Annotated in this window: 10 protein-coding genes; 8 read left to right on the top strand and 2 right to left on the bottom strand. The window is 55.5% G+C overall.

What is annotated here, in order from left to right:
- Window positions 1-89: 89 nt before the first annotated feature.
- The 8 genes from K0H81_RS19180 to K0H81_RS19145 all read left to right on the top strand — a co-directional run bounded on the left by K0H81_RS19180 (window position 90) and on the right by K0H81_RS19145 (window position 18,020).
- Window positions 90-6,443, top strand: coding sequence for a LamG-like jellyroll fold domain-containing protein (locus tag K0H81_RS19180; protein ID WP_220059372.1), 6,354 nt, complete (start codon window positions 90-92; stop codon window positions 6,441-6,443).
- A 19-nt stretch (window positions 6,444-6,462) separates the two neighbouring features.
- A complete protein-coding gene (locus K0H81_RS19175; RefSeq protein WP_144201378.1) occupies window positions 6,463-7,704 on the top strand; it encodes a DUF1501 domain-containing protein in 1,242 nt (413 codons plus the stop codon).
- An 84-nt stretch (window positions 7,705-7,788) separates the two neighbouring features.
- Window positions 7,789-14,094: a LamG-like jellyroll fold domain-containing protein gene (locus K0H81_RS19170; protein WP_220059371.1), complete on the top strand. Its 6,306-nt coding sequence runs from the start codon at window positions 7,789-7,791 to the stop codon at window positions 14,092-14,094.
- 19 nt (window positions 14,095-14,113) lie between these two features.
- On the top strand, window positions 14,114-15,358 hold the full coding sequence (locus K0H81_RS19165; RefSeq protein WP_220059370.1) for a DUF1501 domain-containing protein: 1,245 nt from the start codon (window positions 14,114-14,116) through the stop codon (window positions 15,356-15,358).
- Window positions 15,359-15,669: 311 nt separating this feature from the next.
- Window positions 15,670-16,485: a substrate-binding periplasmic protein gene (locus K0H81_RS19160; RefSeq protein ID WP_220059369.1), complete on the top strand. Its 816-nt coding sequence runs from the start codon at window positions 15,670-15,672 to the stop codon at window positions 16,483-16,485.
- Window positions 16,486-16,623: 138 nt separating this feature from the next.
- Window positions 16,624-16,842, top strand: coding sequence for a DUF7661 family protein (locus K0H81_RS19155; RefSeq protein ID WP_011867437.1), 219 nt, complete (start codon window positions 16,624-16,626; stop codon window positions 16,840-16,842).
- 26 nt (window positions 16,843-16,868) lie between these two features.
- Window positions 16,869-17,414, top strand: a complete 546-nt coding sequence (locus K0H81_RS19150) for a DUF2937 family protein (RefSeq protein ID WP_220059368.1) — start codon at window positions 16,869-16,871, stop codon at window positions 17,412-17,414.
- 132 nt (window positions 17,415-17,546) lie between these two features.
- Window positions 17,547-18,020: a peroxiredoxin gene (locus K0H81_RS19145; RefSeq protein ID WP_144201389.1), complete on the top strand. Its 474-nt coding sequence runs from the start codon at window positions 17,547-17,549 to the stop codon at window positions 18,018-18,020.
- Window positions 18,021-18,133: 113 nt separating this feature from the next.
- Here the strand turns inward: K0H81_RS19145 and K0H81_RS19140 are convergent, their stop codons facing one another.
- Entirely contained in the window at window positions 18,134-18,979 is an 846-nt protein-coding gene (locus K0H81_RS19140; RefSeq protein WP_144201391.1) for a hypothetical protein, read from the bottom strand.
- A 104-nt stretch (window positions 18,980-19,083) separates the two neighbouring features.
- On the bottom strand, window positions 19,084-21,042 hold the full coding sequence (locus tag K0H81_RS19135; protein ID WP_220059367.1) for a methyl-accepting chemotaxis protein: 1,959 nt from the start codon (window positions 21,040-21,042) through the stop codon (window positions 19,084-19,086).
- Window positions 21,043-21,105: the final 63 nt, after the last annotated feature.

Genomic DNA, 21,105 nt, shown 5'->3' with positions numbered 1-21,105 from the left:
AATTTCTGGGCTTGGCAGGATGTGAAAGAAGGTCGCAACTGTTGTATCTCATCCATGCCAGATAAAACTAAAAATATAAGGAGCAATAAATGAAAAAGCTCTGCATCCCTTTGATAGCAACTTTATCTACCTCAGCCTTCGGCGATATCAATGAAGATTTAGTCAGTTGGCATAAGTTTGAACAAGTCTCGGGTGTTTCTCTATCTAATGAAATTTCAGGCGGCATGCCGCTGGACATTCAGGGAAACTATCAGTTGGTTCCTGGACCTAAAGGCAATGCGATCCGCATTGGAGGTCAGGGTAATGAACTTAAGGGGCTAATGAATGGCTGGCAGCCCAGCGAATATACTGTCAGCTTCTGGAGTCGGTTGGCGTTTCCTAACGGGGACAAAAGTTTTAGCCACCTAGGAGCTGGCTCGGATCGCTTCGGTTTTAACATTAAGCGTAGCGGCGAAATTAATAGTTTCGTGAATTATTATAATCCTTTGATTTTAAGTTCCTCGCAGCAACTTCAGCCCTTGCAGGAGTGGAATCATTGGACGGTTAGCTATGATGGTCAGCAGCTAACACTATTTCAAAATGGCAAACAGATTGCTAACCAACTGAGCACCGAAGAAGTTAAACCCTTTTGGGAGTTTAAAGTCGCTTTTGGTAGCGAGTTAGCCAATGCTGCTGATGTCGATGCTAGCATTGACGAATTGCGAATTTATAGCCGAGCTCTAACCGGGCTAGATGTTTGGCAACTGTATGATTCACCTGAGGCTGAATACATTGGCGGGGTCACCCTCACACTGCCCCCTAGTCCTGCAGTGGCGGTGAATGACGCCGAGATCACGGGTTCCTTGTATCATTTTGCTTCAGGTAGCCACATCCCCTTCTCCGGCGGTTGGGGCGAATCCTTGACGCTGGATAATCTGCCCAATGGTAAGTACCAGTTGACGCTCGACACGATCGCGGGATATGTGCCTCGGTTGCTGCCCAAGGTAATTGAGATCAGCGACGCCAATCCCAGCGTGCAGCAAGCTGTACTCTACCGGGATCCTATCGAGGTCAATGAGTTGTCCCCGCTACCCGGGGTGCAGGTGGAGCTGTTCTCCCAGGGGCTGTTCCAGCCAAGGCAGATGGCCATGGGCAATCAGGTGCTTTATGTGGGCTCCAGTGCCATACCTGTGGATAATGAGGGCGCAGCCGGGCTGATCTACGCCATGGCAATCGACCCGCAAACCGGTAAGCCGGGCGAGCCTTACGTGGTGGCCAGCGGGTTGGAAGAGCCCCATGGTGTGGCCTACCGCGACGGTAACCTTTATTTCTCCACGGTCGGTGGCCTGTACAGGATCAGCGATATCGACAGCCGCTACCGTACCCTGCCGACACCGGAAAAAATCTACACCTTCCCGGCGGACGAAGGTACGGTATTGACCGGCAGTTTCCGCTACTGGCACCAGAAACACCCGCTGAAGTTCAACCCCTACGACCCCAACGACAAGGGGCTGTACCTCGCCATAGGTCGGCCCTGCAATGTGTGCGTGATGGAAGACAGGCGCTATGGCACCATTTTGCGGCTGGACCTGGACACACTGCAGACAACCTTGGTGGCCGAAGGGATCCGCAACAGTGTCAGCTTCGACTGGCACCCGGTGACTAAGGAGATCTGGTTTTCCGATAACAATCGCCAGGGCTTCGATAACCCGGACGAGATTAACCGTGTCACCAGTTGGGGGCAGCACTTCGGCGCGCCCTACGTGTTTGGCAAAGACATTATCGGCATTACCCAGGACGAGTACGACGGCATAACAAGCGCCGCCGTGCCGGCCGGCGGCGTGCTGACCGATATCGCCCCGGCGGATATCAGCATTGCCAATTACCGTGCCCCTGCCTTCGAGGTGGAAACCAACAGTGCCCCCCTTGGAGTCATGTTCTGGGATAGCTACCCCGCGGCCGCCAATCAGCGGCATCTGCTGTTTGCCACCCACGGCAACGGCCAGAAGGCGGTGCGCCCTGCGTTGGAGTTGCGGATGCTGACAGTCAACGACAACGGCAGCGTGGCTTTCGAACAACCCTTGGTGAACGGCTGGATGCAGGACATAGACACCGCATCCTACGCTTGCCTGACCTCGGCCTGTATTGGTCGCCCGGTGGAGATGCTTGAGCTGACGGATGGCTCCTTCTTGCTCAGTGATGACAAGGCCGGGGTGATCTACCGGGTGTCCTACCAGACACCGGCGCTCAACAGCAGCCTCACCATTCAGGTACCGGTCAAACCCGATGCCGCTATCGAGGATGAGTTACTTGCCGGTCGGTTGATCGATGCCCAGGGTAACGAGCGGCGATTCTACGTCAACTGGCAGGAGAGCGAGTTCCGATTCGCCGGTCTGCCGGAAGGTGACTACACGGTGGTGATGAACTCCCTGCCGGGCTGGCAGCCGGATCAGAGCAGCTACAGTCTCAACATCAGTGCCAGTAACCTCAATCCTGTGCTCAACTGGCAATTTCAGCCGGAAGTGCTCAATGGCACCCTGTCGGTCAGTCTGCCCGCCAAGCCCGCGGGCTATACCGGCACCGAACTGCCTCAGGTGATCGTCACCGGCGCCCAGGCCCAAACCCTGGCGCTGAATTGGGGCGAAACCCGTCAGCTGGAGCTGTCTTTCGGTCGATATCAACTGGCATTCAGTTATCTGTGGGGAGGATTGCCATCACCTACAACCCAAGTGATCGATCTTAGCGAAAGTCGCCCACAAATCCAGGTGAACCTCGATTACCTGATCACCGCCGACGCAGGAAAGCGCATAGCCGAGCAGCAATGCAGCGCCTGCCATGGTACGGGGGCCCAGGGGCTGGTCACCGAATCCATTGCGTCCAACTGGATTGCCCTGGGCTTCGATCAGCTGATCACCAAGATTGATGGTATGCCGCTGCACTGTGACAGCAACTGTGCCGAGCAGGCAGGCCGTTACCTGTGGGAAACTCAGTGGGCCCAATTTGGCGCCCCAAGCTTGCCGCCACCGGCCCATGAGGTACAGGGCACGGCACCCGAGGCGCAAATCGACAGTGCTCAGGTGCAGCAAGGGGTCATCAGCCTGAGCTGGTCATACGCCAATGAAACCGGGGTGCCCGGTGCCGTCAGTGGCCAGAGCCTGGAATACCGCTATCTGCAACCCACGCCCAGCGCCTGGCAATCCGCCGTGGTTTCCGGGCTGAGCACCCAACTGCAACCTGGTTTCGGCGGTGACATAGAGCTGCGCCTTGTGACTATGGATGCCCAGGGTAGCACTAGCTACTCTGCGCCGGTGCAGGTAAATCTGAGCGGCTTGGCAATGTGGAAGCTGAGCACAGATGGACTCTATATTCACTGGAATTTTGATCAGCTGTCTACCAATCAGGCCGTCGATGTTTCGGGTAACGGTTTGCCTCTGAGTATCGAGTCTGCCAGGTACGTCGAAGATGCGGCGGCCGGGTACGCGCTCAAGCCCTTCATGAAGGATTACTCGGCGCAGCTGGATCTGAGTGTCGAGCAGCAGGTGGATTTGTCACAAACCGACATTACCCTGTCATTCTGGCTACAGATGAAGGATGAACAGGACTCCTGGGGGCGCAATCAGCTGTTTTATGCCGGTGATAACTTTGCCCAGGATGCATTGTTCTTCGGTACCGGCGGCAGCTACAACTTCTTCATCAAGACCCAGCAGAGCGGCTACAACACCTGGACCTCGCCAGCCAATGTGATAGTGCCGGGTCGCTGGCAAATGTACACCTATGTGCGCAAACAAAACGGCGACGTTACCGTGTATGTCAACGGGCAACAAGTGGCGCAAACCCAGCATCTGGCACCGGGCAATCCGCTGCGGCGGATAGTGTTGGATGAGTTTTACGACACCGCCCTGGATGAGTTCCGACTTTATAAGCGCAGTCTCTCCGCCGACGAGGTGCGCACTCTATACCTCAACCCCACCGCCGGTACCAAGAATGCTGCCGGGGGCGCGATAGACACGGGCAGCATGAGCGGTGACCAGTTGTGGCAGCAGTTCAACTGCGCAACCTGTCACGGCGTCGATGGTCTGGGGGCCACTCCCATTCTGGAGTCTCTGTACCGGGACGACATCATAGATCTCATCCGCGACACCATGCCCTATGGTAATCCCGGAGGATGTGATCAGGCCTGCGCCGAGAACCTTTATGCCTGGATGTACGATGAGTTCATCACCCATGGCAGCAATCCGCCCGCCATGCCACCGGCCATCGACAGTGGTCTCAATGCCAGTATCGACGACACTCAGGCCGCTTGGCTGCTGTACAAGGCGACGCTGAACCTGGGAGCCAGGCTGCCGAGCGCCGAGGAGCAACAACGCCTGGCCGACGAGGGGACTGCGGTGCTGCCACAGCTGCTCGATGGGTTGCTGGAAGAAAACGGTTTTGCCGAGCGCATCGGCGAAATCTACCATGATGTGCTGCACACTAAAGGCGACATGGCATCGCTGGGCTCCGTTAACGCCTTCGCCAGTAACCTGGGAGGCGATGTTAATTGGTTCTATAAGGTGACGGCCGATACCCATATGCAGGGACAACTGTGGCTGAGGACCACCAATGCCCATAACGCCGAAAGTACCGAACTGGTGAAATACCTGGTGCGTAACCATAGACCCTTCTCGGAGATACTCACCGCCGATTACACCATGGTGAACTATTACAATGCCCGTTCCTATGGCATTGAAGGCCAGTTTAATTTCCGCCAGCAGGATGAGCCTGAATATGAGGAGTTTCCCTGGGATGAGACCGACTTCCAGCCGGTGAAATTGGGTATCGCCCATGCCGGGGTGATGACTAATCCTGTGTTTATGCGCCGCTATCCGACCACCCCAACCAACAGAAACCGGCACCGTGCTTACAGCTTCTACAAGAAGTTTTTGGCCACCGACATTCTGGAGATTGGTGGTGAGCGGCCAAAGGCCGAGGATCTGGTCGGTGAAGGCTTGCCAACCCTGACCAACCCTGTCTGTACCGGCTGTCACCAGGTGATGGATCCCGTGGCGTCTTCATTCCAGCATTGGGCTGGCAGTGAATATGTCTGGACCATGCCCACGATCCCTTGGGACAACAAGTACTGGCCACAGAACGAGATCCTTGCTCCCGGCTTTAACGGCAAGCTGTCACCTAGTTATTTCGACCCCGATGTCAGCCCGCTGCAATGGTTGATGGGGGAGGCGATACAGGATTCGCGTTTCGCCCTGTCGGTGGTACGTACCTTGTTTGAGCCCGTGACCGGATATCCGCTGCTGGCCAAACCGTTGGAGACGGACAGTGACACCAGCAAGTCCCGCTATGCGGCCCAGCAGCAGGACATCAACAGCCTGGCCACCGGGTTCAGTGAGGGCAACTTTGACCTTCGCGCCCTGGTGAAAGATCTGTTGCTCAGTGACTACGCACTGCGTGATAACGCCTTTGGCGGCAGTCGTCTGTTGCTGACGCCTGAGCAACTGGCGCGCAAGGTCACCGCGGTATTCGGACAGGATTGGGAGGAAGGCGTGTACTTCGACTGGCTCGAGGAGCAGGGCACCCAATTGATGTACGGCGGTATAGATCATCTCAGCGTACTGGACCGACAGCGGGTGCTCTCCGGCACAGCTGCCACTGTGCAGAGCTGGCTTGCTAATGATTTTGCCTGTCAGATAGTGCCGCAGCAATTGGCGCAAACGGCAGATCAACGTTTGATCGCCATGGGATTGGACCCAGAAGGTGTGGGGATCCGCATTGCGCCGAGTGAGTTTGTGTTTAGTGATGGGCAGCTGGAAGTGAATGCCTACCAGTCCGTGGGCTACGGTGATGACTACGTCTACCAGTTCGCCTGGGGCGACGACAAGGAAATCAGCGCGACCCTGAATGTGGACCAAGCCGGGCTATACCAGTTGGTGCTGCCCTATGCCAATGGCAGAGATGCACCGGTGCAGTTCCAGCTGTACGTGGACGGTCAGTTGTGGACCGACAATCTCAGCCTTGGCTACACCAAAGGCTGGTCGCGCTGGACCCATGAGGTAACCAATGCGATTGCCCTGAGCGCCGGTAGCCATGAAATCCGCCTGAAGGCCCTGGGATTCAGCTACGTCAAGATAGACGGGCTTTTCTTCCGGGATGTCGACCGCACCGAGGCGGCAGTTCGCAGCAACCTGCAGCAGCTGATGTACCGCATGTACGGTGAGGTGCTGGCCAGTGACTCACCCCAGGTGACCCGGGCATGGCAACTGTATCAGCAGCTGCTGACCACGGGGCGCAATGCGGTGCGCAGTGACGAGGCCAGTGTTCAATTGGACGGTGCCTGCCAGGTACAGACTCATCGTCAGGCAGGGGTGAGTTATCCCTATGAAGACAACAGCGATCCCCACTTCTATGTGCGGGCATGGATGGCGACTTTGACCTTCATGCTTAAAGACTATCGCTTCTTCTATCAATAATGGCTGCGGAGATTTAACGATGAACAGAAGAGAATTTATAACCGGTTTCGCAGCCCTGGGTGGCCTCCTGGCACTCGGTCGGCTGAACCTGGCCAATGCCGCCAGTGCGGGCGAGCAGTTTTGGGTATTTGTCAGTGCCAATGGTGGTTGGGACACCACGGCGGTGTGCGATCCCAAGGGGAATATTCCCTACAGCAGTAGCTTGGGTCCCATCAACCCCTTTGGCATGGCGGATATTCGCCAGGCGGGAAACCTGCGCTTTGCGCCGCTGCTGGACAGCAATTATGGTGGCACAGATCAGATGGAGACTTTTTTCAACAGCCAGTACGAGCATCTGCAGGTGTTTAATGGTTTGGATTATCAGACCAACAGCCATCAGGTGGGAATACGGGCCTCTCTCAGCGGTCATCAGTCGCCCCTGTATCCGGTGACGGCGGCGGTCATTGCCTCGCTCAACCAGTCCCAGTATTTGATGCCTTTTTACCTGGGATCTGGCTATGGCAATACGGCTAATTTGGTGAATGCGTCACGCCTGGACGATCTGCGCCGGGTGGAGGATTTCACCAATCCGGAGCGGTATTTGACCCCTTCGGTCATGGACCTGGTGAATGATGAACATCAGGCGGCCATGGCGGCGTTGAGTAATGGCGCCAACGAGGCCGAGCAATTGATCCAGACGCAGTTCAGTACCGCCCATGCCAATGGGCCGGATCTGAAACGTTTGCTGGATAAACTGCCTGCAAGCCCCGCCAGTGGTGATAAGTTGAAAGCCGAAATTACCGCGGCGGCCTTTGCCGCGGGGTTGTCCAACACGGCCGCGTTGTCCATTGGCATCTTCGACACCCACAGTAACCACAACAGTCGCCATACCCCGGAACTGATGAACTACTTCGAGGTGGTCAATCACCTGATTGCCCAGCTGGAGCAGCAGGGTATTGCCGACCGGACCACCTTGGTGCTGACATCGGACTTTGGCCGCACACCCTACTACAATAGTGATCAGGGCAAAGATCACTGGAACGTGGGTTCCACTATGGTTTGGAGCCGTCAGTGGCAGGGAAACCGGGTTATAGGTGCGACCGACGGCCAGCTCAAGGCGTTGGCGGTGGATCCTGATACGCTGGCATTGTCGCCTGGCGGCGTGGTGCTGAGTCCGGGCCATATTCATGCGGCTATCCGGCAACGCATGGGTATTTCCTCGAGCAGCCATATCAACTTCCAATATCCCCTGGGGGTGGATTTGTTGCAGCTGTTCACCTGAGTATGTCTCTCGATAGCGGGCTAATTATTTAGCCCGCTTGGGGAGTCACTATATAAAAACTATAACAATATCTTGGAGCTAGCTATGAAAAAGCTACTGCCCCTGGCCGCGCTTTTGCCTTTCGCCGCCTATGGGGATATTTCATCGGGCATCATCACCTGGCACAAATTTGAGCAGGTAGAAGGAACATCATTTTCAGGGGAGTTGGTTAACGACGAGCCCGCGACGGTGACGGGAAACTTTCAAGTCGTCAGCGGCGTGGATGGGAATGCCGTGCAACTGCAGGGAGCCGGCGATACTCTGGAGCGTAAAATTGCCGGCGGTAAAGACTTTCCGCAATTTACCGCCAGTTTCTGGATGAAACAGGTCTACGAGAACGGCCTCACCAACTACACCACCATAGGCAGCGCCTGGAATCGATTTCAATTCATTGTCAGTGGTGACAATGTTAAGGTGGTCATTGCCAGTAATGTGGTGATCGATCTGACACCTGAGCAGCTGCTGCAACCTGTGGACCAATGGAATTTGTGGACCACGAGTTTCGACGGCTCTACCCTGACCCTGTATCAAAACGGGGTACAGATTGCCCGGCAAACCGGGGTGACCCCCTACAGCGATCCCTGGTGGAACATCAAGGCTCAATTCGGCAAGAACCTGACCGACGGATCCTTGGTGAAAGGGAGTCTGGACGAGCTGCGTCTGTACGATCGGGCGCTGACGCCGCTGGAAAGCTGGCAGTTGTTCGATTCGCCGGCGCAGGATTACCCTGGCCAAATTACAGTTGAATTGCCGCCCAGCCCGGCCGCCGCGGTGGACAACATCCCGGTGACGGGGTCGCTGTTTCATTTCGCCTCCCAGGTCCGCATTCCCTTCTCGGGCAGTTGGGGTGAGTCGCTCATGCTGGACAATCTGCCCGACGGCAAGTACCAGCTGACCCTGGATACCGTCGCCGGCTATGTGCCGCGCATGTTGCCCAAGGTGCTTGAACTCAGTGCCGCCACGCCCAGCGTCGTGCAGGGGGTGCTCTATCGCGATCCCATTGCCGTGGAGCAGCTGTCACCGCTGCCGGGCGTGGAGGTGGAGCTATACTCCCAAGGGCTGTTCCAGCCCCGGCAGATGGTAATGGGCAACAATGTGCTCTATGTGGGCTCCAGTGCCATCCCGTTGGACAGCGAAGGTCTGTCGGGACTCATTTACGCTATCCCACTGGATCCCCAAACCGGTGCGCCTGGTGAGGCCTATGTGGTCGCCAGCGGCCTGGAAGAGCCCCATGGTGTCGCCTACCGAGACGGTGACCTCTACTTCTCCACCGTCGGGGCCCTGTACAAGATCAGCGACATCGACAGCAACTATCGTAAGCTGGCCACACCGGAAAAAATCTACACCTATCCGGCGGACGAAGGCACAGTGCTCGGCGGCAGTTTCCGCTACTGGCACCAGAAGCACCCGCTGCGCTTTAACCCTTATGATGTCAACGATAAAGCTTTGTACACCGCCGTCGGGCGCCCCTGTAACGTCTGTGTGATGGAAGACCAACGTTACGGCACTATATTGCGCCTGGATCTTGAGACCCTGCAGACCACCACTGTGGCCGAAGGGATCCGCAACAGCGTAGGCTTCGACTGGCATCCTGTGACAGGGGAAATCTGGTTCTCCGACAATAATCGCCAGGGGTTCGACAACCCCGATGAAATTAACCGGGTGACCAGTTGGGGCCAACATTTCGGTGCCCCTTATGTGTTCGGTAAAGACATCATAGGTATCACCGAGGGTGAGTATAACGGCACCGAAGAGGCCGCCGTGCCTGCCGGCGGTGTGCTCAGTGATATTGCCCCGGCCGACATCAATGTCGCCAATTACCGCGCGCCGGCCTTTGAACTTGAGCCTTTCAGCGCGCCATTGGGAGTGATGTTCTGGGACGGCTATCCGGCCGCCGAGGGACAGCAGCAACTGCTGTTTGCCACCCATGCCACGGGTCTCAAGCGTCTGCGTCCTGGGCTGGAACTGCGGATGCTGACGCTTGATAACAGTGGCGCCGTGGTCTCCGAGCAGCCGCTGGTGCACGGCTGGATGCAGAACATCGACGAGGTGCAGTCCTATGCCTGCCTCACCGACGCCTGTATTGGCCGTCCGGTGGAAATGCTCAGGCTGGCCGATGGCTCCTTCCTGCTCAGTGACGACAAGGCCGGGGTGATCTATCGGGTGTCCTACCAGACACCGGCCAGTAACAGCACCCTGACCATCAATGTTCCTGCCAAGCCGGATGCGTCGCTGACCGACGAGCTGCTGGCCGGGCGTCTGATTGATGCCAATGGGGTCGAGCGGCGCTTCTATATCAATTGGAATGAGAGCAAGTTCCAATTCGCCGGTCTGCCGGATGGCGAATACACAGTGGTGATGAACTCGCTGCCCGGTTGGCAGCCGGATCAGAGCAGTTACAGTCTCAGTATCAGCGCCGCGAACCCCAATCCGGTGCTTAACTGGCAATATCAGCCGGAGGTATTGAGTGGTGCCCTGATGATCAAGCTGCCCACCAAACCCGCCGGTTATAGCGATAGCGAGTTACCACGGGTAACTGTGATAGGGGCCGAAACCCAGACCCTGGAACTTGCCTGGGGTGAGACAAGCCAGTTGGCGCTCTCCTACGGTCAGTACCAGCTGGAGTTTAGTTACCTGTGGGGCGGTCTGCCTACACCTGCCACCCAGGTGGTTAACATTAGCGAAGCGGCGCCGCAAATTGTGGTCGACCTCGACTACCTGATCACCGCCGATCTGGGTAAACGCATCGCCGACGGCCAGTGCAGTGCCTGTCACGGTAGTCAGGCGGCGGGTTTGGTGACGCAGGAGATAGCCAATAGATGGATTGGTTCAGGCTTCGATGCCTTAGTGGCTAAAATCGATGGCATGCCACTGCACTGTGACAGCAACTGCGCGGAACAGGTGGGGCGCTATCTATGGTCGGAGAGGTGGGCGCAGTTTGGCTCTCCAGAATTGCCAGCCCCCAGGCAACCCAACACTCAAGGCGGTGCCGATCAAGCTCAAATCAGTAGTACCCAGGTCAGCGGACAGTTTGTCAATCTGGAGTGGGCGTTTGAGGGCGGCTCGACGATTCCCGGTTCGGTAAAGCGGCAGTTTATTGAATTCCGTTATTTGCAGCCGATGATGAGCGAATGGCAGGCTACGGCCGATCTGGTCACGACCAGCGCCAGTGTCAAAATGCAATATGGTGGCGATATCGAATTGCGGGTAGTGACCCTGGATAGCGAGGGAAGTACCACCTACTCGGAATCGACTAAAGTGCATTTGGCCGATCTTGGCTGGTGGAAAATGTCTTCCCACGATCTCTACATTCATTGGACCTTCGATGAGTTGACCCCCGGTCGTGCTATCGATCAGGCCGGCAATGGGTTAGACCTGCGGTTGAGTGATACGGCTTATGTTGACGGGGGAGTTGCTGGATACGCATTGCAACCTAATGGTAATAGTGCCGCCGAGTTGTTACTCGATGCGACGCAAGCCATAGATATGGCTAAGACGGATTTCACTATTAACTTCTGGCTGAAGACGGTGCAAGCAAGTGATCTGGATGGTCGCTATAAGTTGTTCCCTTACGCCAGCGGCGATTTCTACATTAAGAGTCAGGGGGAGTTTAATCTTCAGTTTGCCACCGGTAATAACAGCAGCAATAAGATCAATACAGCGGCTAATTCGCTGCCAGCCAATCGCTGGGTGATGGCGACCTACACCCGAGATGTCAGTGGGAATGCAGCCGTCTACCTCGACGGAGAGCTACATCAACAGGCACAACACGGGGCTTCTGCGCCAATTGATCGTTTCCTGTTGGCTAAGTTTGATGGTGGTTTGCTCGATGAAGTGCGCATATATAAGCGCGTGCTCAGTGCTGATGAGGTCATGACCTTATATCGTAATCCTACCGCCGGTGCGGTGGCCGATAGCGGCACCGAGATTGACGCTGGCAACATGAGTGGCGAGGAGCTCTGGTCAACCTTCAAGTGTGCCACATGTCATGGTGCAGACGGTCTGGGCAGTACGCCTATCCTCGAGTCTCTGTATCGTGCCGATATCATAGATCTCATTCGCGAAACCATGCCCTATGGTAACCCTGGGAGCTGTGATCAGGCCTGCGCCGAGAAACTGTATGACTGGATGTATCAGGAGTTAATCGTCAATGGCGCCAATCCTCCTTCGTCACCTGCGAGCATTAGCCTCTTGGATGCGACGATCAGCGATGACTATGCCCCCGAGTTGTTGCATAAGGCTGCTCTCAATCTGGCCTCGCGACTGCCGACTCCACAGGAGCGTCTGCAATTGCAAGCAGAGGGGGCCGGGGTCTTACCTGAGTTGCTTGGGCAAATGTTGGAAGAGCCAGCCTTTGCCGAGCGCATGACAGAGATATATCACGACATATTGCACACCAAAGTGTTAACTGGTGTACTCAATGGAACCAATAAGTTCTCAGAAATTGTCGGGGGTACTTCTAACTGGTTCAAGATTGATTATGTCGCCGGTAGCGATGAGAGTAATCATGCCTGGACAGAGAGTGTCGCCGCGCATCGTCGTGAGACGACCGAATTGGTGCGCTATCTGGTAGCCAACAATCGTCCATTCTCTGAACTGCTTACGGCCGATTATACTATGGTTAACTACTTCAATGCCCGCAGTTACGGGGTGGCGAGTCAGTTGAACTTCCGTCAGTTAGCCGAACCGGAAGTGGCTGAGTTTCCTTGGGATCCTGAGGACTATCAACCAGTGAAGTTGCCGATTCCCCAGGCGGGGGTCATGACTAATCCTGTGTATATGTCGATCTTCCCTACTACACCGACAAACCTCAACCGTCACAGATCTTACAAGTTTTATAAGAACTTTTTAGATACCGACATATTGGCCATGGCTGGCGAACGTCCCTCGGCGGATGATCTGTCGGGTGATGAGCCTACCCTGACCAATCCGGCCTGTACTGGTTGTCACTTGGTGATGGATCCCGTTGCATCTAGCTTCCAGCACTGGAATAAGAACTACTACGATGCAGAGTATAAGTGGCCTAACAACAAGATACTCGCAGCCGGCTTTAACGGCGAGGTGGCACCGCTGTCGGGAGTCGACCCCTTGCAGTGGTTGGCGCAGCAGGCCGTGCAAGACTCACGTTTTGCCCGTTCTGTGGTGAAAATCTTGTTTGAGCCGATCACAGGTTTCCCCCTGTTGGAACAGCCCTTGACGACGGCTAGTGATAACGATAAGTCTCGTTATGCCTCACAGCAGCAGGATATCAATACTCTGGCCAGTCGTTTCCGCGCGACTAACTATCAGGTGAAGCCTCTGGTGAAAGATCTGTTACTCAGTGGTTATGCCAAGCGAGATAACGCATTGGGAGGCACTAAGCATCTGTTGAGTCCAGAGGCATTGGATCGCAAGATCCGCGCACTGTTTGGGCGTGAGTGGGATAGCGGCCAAACCGATTGGTTGGACGATATCGCAATTCGTTTGATGTACGGCGGTATAGATCATACCAGTGTTATGACGCGCAATCCTGTGTTGTCCGGCACAGGCGCCGCTGTACAGTCCTGGATGGCGGTGGATTTGGCGTGTGAGGTGACGCCGCGTCAATGGTCACGTGCCAATGATGACCGCCTGATCGCCATGGGGCTTGAGCCTGAGGGTGTCGGGGTGAGGGTAACCCCCCAAGAGTTTGTCTTTACTAATGGCGCACTCAAACTGGATGCCAATGCAACCAAGACCTATGGCGGCGATTATGTATTCGACTTTGCCGCAGAGGATGATCAAGAGTTCACGGCTCCCCTGATTATTACTCAGGCGGGTAATTATGAATTGGTGTTACCCGCTGCCAATGCAAGGGTGAACCCTGTGTACTTCCAGTTAGAGATTGATGACCTATTGGTGGCCGACGATATTGAACTCTTGCCCACCGGCAGCTGGTCAACCTGGCGCCTGGCACAAAGCAGTAGCTTCTATCTCAGCCCGGGAAGTTATCAATTGCGTTTCAAGGGGAAAGGCTTCAGCGATGCCACCATCGACAGCCTGTTCCTGCGGAATATCGACCAAACCGAGAGCGTTATGCGCAATGCGCTGCGAGAGATGTTCTATGCCTTCTACGGTGAGTTGTTGGCAGTGGATGATGAGCAGATCACCAGGGCGATGAACTTCTACCAAAGGGTATTGCAACGGGGTGAACAGGGCATCATAGGCGAAGGTTTCGGCCGAGCCGTAGATTCTGCCTGTAATCCAGCGAATCTGGCTATCTCTGGTGTTGAATATCCGCACCTAACTAAGAATGACCATTTCTTCTACATTCGCGCCTGGCAGGCGACAGTTAGTTACCTGCTGAAAGATATACGTTTCTTCTATCACTAAGGGTTGCGAGGAGATAAAAATGAACAGAAGAGAATTTATAAAAGGCCTGGCAGCACTGACTTCTATGGCGGCTTGCAGTCGCTTCGCCCTGGCCAACACCGGCAACGCCAACGGTCAGTTTTGGGTGTTTGTGAGTGCCGACGGCGGCTGGGATACCACCTCTGTGTGTGATCCTAAGGGTAATATCGAGTACAGCAGTCCAAAGGGAGTGATCAATAATTACAACACCTCGGCGATCCGTCAGGTGGGAAATTTTCAGATTGCCCCTATGCTGAATTCAAGTTACAGCGGACCAGATCATCTGGGTAATTTCTTTAATGCTCAGTATCAAAATTTGCGGGTATTCAACGGTGTCGATTGTGGTACCAATAGTCATACCGCCGGTATGCATGCCTTTGCCACCGGCCATCAGTCTCCGGCCTACCCGACAACGCCGGCCTTGATTGCCTCCCTCAATCAGTCCCAGTACCTGATGCCTTATTATCTGGGATCGGGTTATGGTAAGACGGCTGGCATAGTGCAGGCGGCACGCCTCAATGACTTGAGTCGGGTAAGTAGCATGGCCGATACCGGTAGATACCTGCCTCAGGATATTCTGGAGATGGTGAATAGTGAGCAGCAGGCGGCATTGAGCGACTATAGCAATTCGGCGCTCAACGATGCCGAGCTGGTGGCATTGTCTCAGTTTGGCAATGCTCATACTCACGGGGGAGATCTCTCCCGTTTGCTCAACTCTATGCCGGCTAACCCCTCCAGCGGTCAGTTGTTGCGGGCAGAGATCGCGGCTGCCGCCTTTGCTGCCGGTCTGTCGACCACTGCATCTATCGGCCTGGGGGCTTTCGATACCCATAGCAACAATGACGAGGGACAAGGTAAGGAGATCCCGGCCTACTTCGAGTTGATCAATCATCTCATTGCACAACTGCAATACCAAGGGATTGCCGATCGCACCACCATAGTGATGGGATCCGATTTTGGTCGTACCCCATACTACAATGGCGATCAGGGCAAAGATCATTGGAGCATAGGTAGCATGATGGTGTGGGATAAGCAGATGACAGGCAATCTGTTGGTGGGAGCCACAGATAGTCAGCTCAGAGCGCAAGCCGTGGATCCAAACTCTTTGGCACTGTCACAAGACGGGATAATACTTAGTCCTGGTCATTTGCATGCGGCAATTCGAGCCAAGATGGGGATAGGTCAGGCTAGCGAGTTAAGCTTTAAGTTCCCATTAGGCGTGGAGACGCTGGGGCTACTCGACTAACTTGTTTGCCCATTAAAAAAGCAGGCGGCCTGGGTCGCCTGCTTTTTTATACCTGTCAAAGACCTTACTTGGGCTTGAACTAAGAGTCTCTGTGGGCCTTCATCAGTTTTCTGGTGAGGCTGAATTGGGGAACCTTCTGCTTCTGGCTGTCATTCGATGACTTATGGTTGCAAAGGTATTTCCAGGGAGTCGTTTGTAGCACTTTTTCTGTGACATCTTAGTCATGCTATGAATTTGGCGAGGTGACGTCCAATGCGTTGGATCTAATTACTCGCCTATACTCTAAAGGAATATTTTGTAATGGGCTCTTTATGAACTCGAAACTCTTTCTATTGTTTCTGCTGCTTGCCTGCCAGATCTGCGCCGCGTCTCAAACTGAATTGGGGCGTAAAAAGGTTAACATCTGCATCGATGAGACTGAGTATCCGCCCCTTAACTATTTCATTCGCCTTGATGGTCGTAAAACCAGTGTAAATGCAGGTTTCGATATCGAACTGCTACGCCTTGTGCTGTCCAGACAAGATTGGCGCGTTAATCTGGTGGCGGCGCCTTGGCCTCGCTGTTTGCTGGAGGTGGAGCAGGGACGACTCGATGCTGCCATGGCTTCATCGGCCAACGATGAGCGCAGGGCAACTTTTCTGTTGTCTCGGCCCTATTTCTATCTGAGTCCGTCAGTGGCCTTCCTCCCTGAGCGCTTTCCCCAACTAAAGCAAGAGGGACTCCCTCAACGACTGGATTCATTAGGGCGGGTCTGCGGCATTAGAGGTTTTAACTACGCTTACTATGAGCAACCGGCCGATCTCGGCATCCATCGTAGCAACGAGATATTGCAATTTAGCGACCTACTGCTCAAGCGCCGCTGTGAATTCTTCCTGATCAATCGGGAAGTTTACAGTGCCATCTTACGACTGGAGGGGCAGGAGAGCCTGGCGGATAGGCTGGCTATCTTGCCTATGGCGGGGGGCATTAAGGTACCTTTCTACATGCTGGTGTCCCGTCGTAGCCCCCATGCTCAGGCGCTGCTGAGCGAGTTCAATCGCGGTGTCGATAGCCTGGAACAGAGCGGCGCCCTGGCCAGACTCTGGACGCGTTTCACCGAGGGACAAGGTGGCAAGACTAATCCTTAGTTACCTTTCATCTCTAAATGCTTGTGCGCCATTACCAATCTGATTATTTATGTGTGAATGACCTTTAATGAGGCGGCTATTGTGATGCCCGGCGGCGAGTGTTAGCTTGCTAATCTAGTGGCGTCTTGGGAGTGAGCGATGATCAGGGTGAATGTGTTTGGCAGGTCCATGTCGGTGCGGCGTGTGGGCGAGGAGTGGCAGCTGTTTAATGAGTCGCAAACCGGGATGCGTAGCCGCGTCTATGAGGTGGTGATCCCGCCCGAGCTTGCTGAAGATCAGCTGCTTAGTTATCTGGATGATATCTATCACGAGCAGGCCAGTGCCCAGCACCCTGAGGTCAGGTTAGAGAGCAAATAGCACGTTTTGCCGGAGGGCCAGAAAAGATGATTAGACGTTTAATGGATTACCTCAGGCTTTTGTTGTTTGTCTGCGGCGTGCTGCTCGGGGTGCAGGTGCCAGCCTTTGTGGATCAGTATGGCAAGGCGCTTGCGGCTCATACCCAGGAGGCCAAACAGAGTCTGGCGGAGTTTCAGCGCGATGCCGACCGTTTCTTCGGCGGCGATATCGACAAGCTGATCGCCCACTACAAGCAGAATCCCGACGCCGTGTTCAACGCTGGCGGCGAGAGCATAGAGGCGCTGTATCAGAGGTATCAGTTGCTGTCTGCGGCGCTGACTGAGTTTAATCAATCTGGCTACGGCGGATTCGACAGGCTTGTGCTGGCGCCCCTACCAGAGATCCGAGACCAGGTGTGGCAGCATTTCAGCCACAGCATACTGCTGGATGGCCGCGCCATCGCCTTTGGCCTGGTGTTCGGCCTGTTGTTTGCCATGTTTTGCGAGTTGACGCTACACGGCTGCGGCCATTGTTGTCGCGGCGCCTATCGCCGCCTCAGGCCTAAAGCTGAGTCGCAGCCAGAAGGCAGGTAAGAGAAACCCTAACATTCGTCCGTGTTTGTCTCGCCCAATAACGGCTATGCTTCAGGTATCTGCTTAGGTTTGCGATTGGATAAGGCTCAAATTGGGCCGCCTAAGTTTTCTGTTAACCATAAGGATTTTTCCATGATAGCCCAAGGACAAACATTACCCGCCGCCACCTTAGGTCAGCTCACCGAGAACGGCATGGTCAACCATGATGTGAATGAACTGTTTGCCAACAAGAAGGTGGTGCTGTTTGCCGTACCCGGCGCCTTTACTCCAACCTGCTCCGAGGCGCATCTGCCCGGCTATGTGGTGCTGGCGGATCAGTTTAAGGCCAAAGGGGTCGATATGATTGCCTGTGTATCGGTTAACGATGCCTTCGTGATGAAGGCCTGGGGCGAGGCGCAAAATGCCAGCGAGTTGATGATGTTGGCCGATGGCGATGCCAGCTTTACCAAGGCCTTGGGGCTGGAGATGGACACCGCCGGCTTTGGGGGCATTCGCTCTCAGCGTTACGCCATGGTGATCGACAACGGCGTGGTGACTCTGCTGAATGTCGAGGCGCCCAAGAGCTTCGAGGTCAGCAAGGCAGAGGTGGTACTGGCAGCGTTATAAGTCGCTGCAAATAAAGAGGGAGCCTTTGGCTCCCTTTTTTGTGGCTAGATGTTAAAAGGCACTAAAACAGCTTTTTAAAACAAGTCTCAAAAACAAAGCTTTAATACAGGGCCTTAGAAGTAGTGCACATATTCCACGGCGACACGATAGAGGGTGTCTTCGAAGCCCAGTAGATCCACCTCGTAGTCGCGGTTGATATATTGGGTGGTGAAGTGCAGCAGGTTGTTCTGATTGGCCAGTGGCATGATCACCTCCAGGGTGAGTCTGTCCATGGTGTAGAACTTGTCTGCGTCATAGCCCCATTGTCCGTCGAAGCGGCTCCACTTGGCGCCGAGCTGCACCCCCGTGTGGGCGAAGGTGTATTTATTGCTCCATTCGAAGAAATAGCCAAAACCGGCGCGGTTGAGCTCCTCTTCGGTGCGGCCCATCTCCTCACGCGGCCAGTCGTCATCTTTCTCTTCTTCGCTGTAGCCCAGGCCGAGCGTCAGGCCGAGATCATAGTGGTTGACGTCGCTGAAGCGGCGGTTGAGTGACAGCCCGGCTACCGCCAGCTGTTCGAATTCTTCTAGCTGCTGGCTGTTGTAGTGGCCTTCGTAGCGACCATGGAAACTCAGCAGGTAGTCTTGCTGTTCGCCGAAGCGGGCGAAGGGACGCTGATAGTTGAAGCGCAGATCCATGGAGTTACGGAATCTGTCTTCATCGTATTTTTCCGAGTCGCGCTCGTAGTAGTAGGTTCCACGCACCCGGAAGTAGTTGTTATCCAGCTGGTAGACATTGTCGTAACGCAGGTCGTCCCAGATAAACGACAGGCCGCCACCACGTGACATGGAGCTGAACTCTGAATCCGGGTAGGACTCCAGGCCAGCTATGAGTGACATGGCGAAGGGGGAGTTGTCTGAGTCTGCTAGGGCAGGAAAGCTGAGTAGGCCGGCTAGGCCGAGTGCGAGCGTGGTCTTCATGAGGCGCCTCTGTGGTTCATCATCCGTTATGGTGCGGCGCACATTAGCATAAAATGGCTAGTTTTTCTGCTGGCCAGATTCCAGTTTGCTCCCGAGTCTCTATGTTAGGCGGCGTTATCCAGAGATTGTCCGTCGATACCCAGGCTGGCCTCGATGTCGGCGACCCCTTGAGCCACCTCATCGGCGATCACCTCGCTCTGACTGGCGGCGGCCATGGCGTGCTGTTTCAGCGACTCCATCGCCTGTGACAGGCTATCCAGGTGGCTGGCCTGATCGACGCTGAAGCGGCTGCCCTGCTTGGCGGTCTCTGTCATCTCTTGTGACTGTTGCTGTACCGTCTGGGTCACCTGCCAGAGATTCTGAGCCCCCTGGGCCTGCTTCTGGCTGGTGCTAGCTATTCCCTCTACGCTCAGGGTCAGTTGCTGATTGGCTTCGGTGAGCTGACTCAATATGGTCACCACCTGCTGCAAGGATTCCTGGGTGCGTTGAGACAGGTTGCGCACCTCGTCGGCGACCACGGCGAAACCGCGTCCCTGCTCGCCGGCGCGGGCGGCCTCGATGGCGGCGTTGAGGGCCAGCAGGTTGGTCTGCTCGGCGATGTTGCCGATCACATCCAGTATGGTGGAGACGTCGTTGACCGAGGTGGTCAGGCTGCCTAAAGAGAGGTGGCAGTGGCTCACCGCCTGCTGAGTCTCGTCGGCGGCGCTCATGAAGGCCTGCACCTCCTCCTGACTGGCGAGCATCTGGCTGTGGGTCTGCTGGGCATGCTGCTCGACCTGGCTGGAGAGTTCGCTCACCTCACGGGCGATGGCGCGCACCTGCTCGGTCTGATTCTGCGCCGTGTCGACTATGCCCAGTGTGGTCTCTGTGCCCTGGGTCAGCTCGGTAATGCGGTGTACCAGCTGTGACAGCGAGGTGGAGATCTGGCCTATCTTGACGCGTTGGGCGGCGTCTTCCGCCTCGAAGCGATCGAGTAGCTGATTGAAGTGACCGGCGATCTGGCCGGTTTCACAGCGTCGCTCTATGGTCAGGCGCTCGCGGTTGTTGGACTCGCTCAGGCGCATGAAGGCCTGATTCAGGTGTCTGAGGGGCTTTACCACCCTGCGTTGTTGTAACAGGAGGTAGACCAGGGCGAACACCGCCAGCACTGAGACCACGCCGTAGAGCAGGGTCTGTAGCTGTTGCTTGAGGTGCAGGTTTTGCGCCTGCTGCGCCTGGCCGAGCTGGAGCAGCTCATCTTCGATGCGGACGATGGCGGCCATCATGGCTTCCTGGGCGGCCTGGTTGGCGGTCAGCATCTGGTGGGTGTTGCTCACCTCTTTGCCATAGCGCTGGCTGAGGGAGAGCAGCTCGCTGTAATAGCTCTCGCCTATCTCTATCTGTTCCGCCTCGTCATCGCCCAGGGCAAACTCGTCGGCCTCCTGGGCCTCATACAGGCCGAGTAGCGGCAGCTTGGCCAGTTGGTCGTGCCAGTCGGTCAGGGCTTGGATCTGAGTCGCCAGCAGGGACTTGAGGCGCTGATCTTTGCCAATCAGATAGTCCTGGGTTAACTGTGACAGCTGATACACCAGAGGTGGTAGACTCTGGGTCAGTTGCAGGTATTGTTTGGCGAGTTTCGGGTTTTCCGCCAGACCCTTGTCGGCATACTCGGCCAGGTGCTGGTTGTAGGAGATCATCTCGCTCTCGGCGTGGGCCAACAGCTGACGGGGATTGCCGGCCAGCTTACCCGCGGCGCGGTATTGGGTGTCCAAGTCTTTGATAAAAGCCGAGATAGACCCCTGTAGCCGGTCGGCTTCCTCGTGAGAGAGTTGGTTCAGGCTGGCGGCTATGGTCTGAAGCTGTTGCTTGGCGCTGCTCAGCTGCTGGCTATTACCCGTGCTCAGGTAGCTCTCCAGCTGGCGGCGAACCTCGACCAGAAACTGCTGCTGCAGATCGGCCAGCATCTGATTCTTCTGTTCTATCTGGGCACGTTCCTGATTGCTCCATACGACGACACCGGCCAAGAGTGCGGCCAGCAGTAACAGGGTGGCAGAGGCCCAGAGGGAGAGAGTGGAAATTTTCATGATCGCGCGCCAGTGACAGTTTGCGCCAGAATATGACGTAATTGTTGCAAATTGATGACATTG

Origin of the sequence: Shewanella halotolerans, assembly GCF_019457535.1 — a bacterium.
In the GTDB taxonomy this organism is placed as follows: Bacteria; Pseudomonadota; Gammaproteobacteria; order Enterobacterales; family Shewanellaceae; genus Shewanella; species Shewanella halotolerans.
The sequence above is the reverse complement of the archived record's forward strand: the minus strand, read 5'-3'. Positions and strand labels throughout refer to the sequence as shown.